Raw genomic sequence first — 4,537 nt, 5'->3', positions numbered from 1 at the left:
TGACGGCGGTGCGGCGGGCGGTGGCCGGCGGCGGCGGGATCGTGCGCGGCCGCGGCTCCGGTGGGCGCCCTGTTCACGGGCCGCGCGCCACCCCGGCTTCCGACTTCACCGCCAAGATCCACGCCGGGAACCTCCCCTCCAACACGCGCTTTGCCCTCGAAATCAGCTTCGAGGACGACGGCGGCGCTGCCGGCGAGGCCGTCCGCGGCACCTTCCGCACGGCCCCCGATGCCGGGACGTTCGACGGCAGGGGCCGCACCGGCGACACAAGCGCAGGAGGTAACGTACCGGCGTCGTCCGCCCAAAGCTTTGTGTGGACCGGCGACACCGCAGGGCAGGGCTGGGGCATCAACAAGGAGATCGGCGGGATGCGCGGCTACCGGGCGATGCACCAGACGCGGCCGGACTTCTTCATCCACTCTGGCGACACCGTGTACGCTGACGGTCCGCTTACCGAAACCGTAGTGGAACGGGACGGGCAGGTGTGGCGGAACCTGGTGACCGAGGAGGTGTCCAAGGTGGCCGAAACCCTCACCGAGTTCCGCGGCCGGCACCGGTACAACTCCATGGACGCCAACATGCGCGCCATGTTCGCGGACGTCCCGGTCATTGCCAACTGGGATGACCACGAGACCACCAACAACTGGTACCCCGGCGAGATCCTCGACGACCCCCGCTACACCGTGCGCGACGTCAACACCCTCGCAGCACGCGGCCGGCAGGCGTGGCAGGAGAACATGCCCATCGCCGACTCCTCAGCACTGTGGCGGCCCGGAACGTTCGACGACGCCGGCCAGTACCAGCCCGCGCGCATCTACCGGAAGATCAGCCGCGGCCCGCAGCTGGACATCTTCTGCCTGGACATGCGCACGTTCAAGTCGCCGAACACAGACGGCAAGGAGCCCTACGCAACGCCCATCCTCGGCCAGGAGCAGGTGGACTGGCTCATCCGCGAGGTGTCCACATCCAAGGCGACATGGAAGGTGATTGCTGCGGACCTCCCGCTGGGCATCATTGTGCCCGATGGCGCCGTGAACCAGGAGAGCCTGGCAAACCGCGACGCCGGTGCACCCTTGGGGCGCGAGCTTGAGATTGCCGGGGTGCTGAGCGCATTCAAGCACAACCGGGTTAAGAACGTGGTCTGGCTGACGGCCGATGTGCATTACTGCGCCGCCCACCACTATTCCCCCGAGCGCGCGGCCTTCTCCGACTTCGACCCGTTCTGGGAGTTCGTGGCCGGGCCCATCGCGGCAGGATCCTTTGGCCCCAATGCAATGGACGGCACCTTTGGCCCCGAGGTGGTCTTCGCCAAGGCCGGACGCTTCCCTGGCGAATCACCGCGTGACGGCGAGAATCAGTTTTTCGGGCACGTGCAGCTGGATGAGGACTCCTTCACAGTGAGCCTGCGCAATGCCAACGGCGGCACAGTGTTCTCGAAGGCGCTGACGCCGGAACGCTAACCCCTGCCGGCGGTGCCAGCAAGGCGGGGTGCCTGGCTCCCCTGGCTGCGAGCCGCCGTCGTCGGTTTGCTTTCCTCCGTTTACTGACACTGCCCGGTGGGTACGCCGCTGGTAATGTTCCTGCATTCGGCACGGACAAGGACGGGGTGATTCTTTGTGAAAGAGGACGGGCTGACTGAGGCTGTCCAGGAAGCCGGGGCGGTGGAACTGATCCTGATCCGCCACGGTGAGAGTGAAGGCAACGTGGCTGCAACTGATGCGCGGCTGGCGGGGGCAGAAGTCATCGAGGTGCCCGCGCGGGACGCTGACGTGAACCTGTCGGGTACGGGGCAGGAGCAGGCAAAGGCCCTGGGCACGGCGCTGGCGCGGATCACCGAGGACCTGCGGCCGGATGCCGTCGTTTCCTCCCCTTACGCCCGCGCACGCCAGACCGCCGAGATCGCCATTGAGACCGCGGGCTGGCCGGTGAAAGTGCGGACCGATGAACGGCTGCGGGACCGCGAACTCGGCATCCTTGACCGGCTGACCCGCCGGGGCGTTGAAAATCGCTTTCCGGAAGAGGCAGAGCGCCGGGAGTGGCTGGGCAAGATGTACTACCGGCCGCCGGGCGGTGAATCCTGGGCTGATGTGGCCCTACGGCTCCGGTCCGTCCTGGATGAACTGAACAACCTCGGCACCGGGCATCGGGTGATGCTCGTCTGCCACGACGCCGTGATCCTGCTGTTCCGGTATGTGCTGGAGGGAATGACGGAGCGGGAGATCCTCGATCTTGCGGCGAGCACGTCGGTGCTTAATGCCTCCCTGACCCGGTACGTCCGCCCGTCCGGCGAAGGGCCTTGGACTTTGGAGAGTTTCAACGTGGTGGACCACCTCAGCGAGCAGGGTGTTACAGTCACCGAACACGCAGGAGACGCCAGTGTCCACCCCAAGTGATTCCGTTGCCGCTGCTTCGCCTACCCTGGTGACGCCGTCACTGCTGCGCGACTGGCCGTTGCCGGCTCCGGGCCAGGACAAGTATTCCCGCGGCTCGGTGCTGGTGATCGGCGGTGCGCGGGCCACGCCCGGTGCCGCACTGCTGGCCGGTACTGCTGCGCTGCGGGCCGGCGCCGGAAAGCTCACCCTCGCGGTGGCCGAATCCGTCGCCATGCAACTCGGTGTGGCGCTTCCCGAATGCGGGGCGATGGGGTTGCCCGAAACCGCAGAGGGGTCCGTGACCGGCGAGGGACTGGACCGGATCTCTTCATACCTCGGCCGTGCCGATGCCATCCTGATTGGCCCCGGACTCGACGATCCGGACCTTGCCGAGGAGTTGCTGCGGGCGCTGTTGGACCGGGAAGCGGACGGCTCCGACGATTCAGGCTCCGGGGATTCAAGCTCCGGTGATTCAGGCTCTGGTGAAGGAAGCGCGGGAAGTGGTCCCGCCGTCGTACTCGATGCCTATGCCCTGGGTGGCCTCGTGAAGCTGGCGGACCGGCTGGACCCATGGAAGGGCCGCCTGATCCTTACGCCTAATCCCAAGGAGGCAGCTATCCTGCTGGGCCGGGAGGTGGAGGACCTGACAGCGGACGTGGTTGAGATCGCCGATAAGTTCCAGGCCGTGGTGAGCTGCCAAGGCTTCATCGCACGGCCCTCCGGCGGGGACGCACCGGAGGAGGCGGAACTCTGGAAGATAACAACCGGCTACGGCGGGCTGGGGACCTCGGGCAGCGGGGACGTCCTGGCCGGGGCGATCGCTGGCCTCCGGGCCCGGGGAACCACCAGCGCACAGGCCGCCTGCTGGGGAACGCACCTCCATGCCGCAGCGGCCGACAGGCTTGCCAGCAGGATGGGCCCCCTCGGGTTCCTTGCCCGCGAACTGGCCGACGAACTGCCCGCGCTGATGCTGGAGCTGAACACCTGAAGCCTGGGCGCGGCCCGCACATGGGATGGCCCCCGGACAAAGCCCGGGGGCCACCGTATCGGCAAGTTCAGGCGTCACTGCCGGTACGCTATTTAGCGCGGTGGCGTGCTCAGAATGACAAACGCCCTAAGAGGCAGTCAACAATCAATGCCCGACTTCCGATTCTGTGCTGAAACTAGGCGGCGATTTCCTGCTGTGCCCCCTTCGTTTCGATCTCGATCTTGCGCGGCTTGGCCTTTTCGGCGACAGGAATCCGCAGCGTCAGGACACCGGCGTCGTATGTAGCCTTAACGTTGTCAGTATCCAGGGTGTCCCCGAGGATCAGCTGGCGGCTGAACACGCCGCGCGGCCGCTCGGAGGCAATCAACTCGGTGTCCTTGCCCGCAGGTTCCGGACGTTCCGCCCGTACCGTCAGGACATTCCGTTCCACATCCAGATCCACTGAATCCGCTGTGACGCCGGGCAGATCAAAGGCGACTACAAATTCCTGGTCCTCCTGCCACGCGTCCATTGGCATTGCTGCCGGGCGCGCCGCCGTGCCGAGGACCTGCTGGGCCAGCCTGTCCAGCTCGCGGAACGGATCGGTTCGCATCAACATGGCTTCCCTCCTCGAAAGAGACGGTCCAACACTGTTTTTGATCTCAGCCGATCTGTATTGGCTGATACAGATTTTTTACCACTGGCCAAGGAGGTCTGCAAGCACTTTCGAGGAAGAATTTTTCCCGTTTTCCCATCCGCGCAGGACACAGCGGAAGGGGCCCCCGCGCTGCGCGAAGACCCCTTCCGTGTGTGGAAATTCTGCTCTAACTGCGGGTGGGGTCGGGACGTAGCGGCGCAGGACCTGGATCAGGGACAGGCAGCGGTCCGGGAGGAGCCGGCGTCGGAAATGGATTCGGGCCAGGATGGCCGGGCTGGGTGGGATCAGGCTGGTCCGGACCCGGTTCCGGCGGGAACGGCTCGGGCTCGTGCACTGGCGGGATGGTCATAAACTTCCCCTCTCACGCTGGGCGGATGTGCCTTGGCGTGAACAGGATACGCCTGCCGCCGAAAGCCCACTAGGGCGCCGGTCTCCCTCGAGGTGCCATCACGTTTGGTTGTTATGGCTGATCCGAGGGGGACTGAACCTGATAGGGAACGCCCAAGAATCCTGCAGGAGGTGATGGCGGGTGGCTGGATA

The 4,537-nt window shown here is 65.9% G+C and carries 4 protein-coding genes; 3 read left to right on the top strand and 1 reads right to left on the bottom strand.

Going from position 1 to position 4,537, the window contains the following annotated elements; genetic code table 11:
- The 3 genes from AC5RWX_RS30655 to AC5RWX_RS30645 all read left to right on the top strand — a co-directional run.
- On the top strand, window positions 1–1,460 hold a 1,460-nt coding region (locus tag AC5RWX_RS30655), incomplete at its 5' end, for an alkaline phosphatase D family protein (protein WP_494099975.1).
- Between the two features lie 156 nt (window positions 1,461–1,616).
- Window positions 1,617–2,393 carry a histidine phosphatase family protein gene (locus AC5RWX_RS30650; RefSeq protein WP_494099974.1) on the top strand — a complete coding sequence of 259 codons (777 nt, stop codon included), beginning with the start codon at window positions 1,617–1,619 and terminating at the stop codon, window positions 2,391–2,393.
- On the top strand, window positions 2,377–3,360 hold the full coding sequence (locus AC5RWX_RS30645) for an ADP-dependent NAD(P)H-hydrate dehydratase (RefSeq protein WP_494099973.1): 984 nt from the start codon (window positions 2,377–2,379) through the stop codon (window positions 3,358–3,360). The genes AC5RWX_RS30650 and AC5RWX_RS30645 overlap by 17 nt, the downstream gene beginning before the upstream one ends.
- 175 nt (window positions 3,361–3,535) lie before the next feature.
- On the opposite strand, the gene AC5RWX_RS30640 is transcribed toward AC5RWX_RS30645, so the two are convergent.
- Window positions 3,536–3,958, bottom strand: coding sequence for an Hsp20/alpha crystallin family protein (locus AC5RWX_RS30640; protein WP_494099972.1), 423 nt, complete (start codon window positions 3,956–3,958; stop codon window positions 3,536–3,538).
- Window positions 3,959–4,537: the final 579 nt, after the last annotated feature.

This window comes from Arthrobacter sp. SPT-J7 (genome assembly GCF_059089965.1).
The sequence above is the reverse complement of the archived record's forward strand: the minus strand, read 5'-3'. Positions and strand labels throughout refer to the sequence as shown.

What these genes read in the sequence shown, in the direction of transcription:
- AC5RWX_RS30640 (WP_494099972.1), bottom strand. Translation starts at nt 3,958, where the DNA reads ATGTTGATGCGAACCGATCCGTTCCGCGAGCTGGACAGGCTGGCCCAG.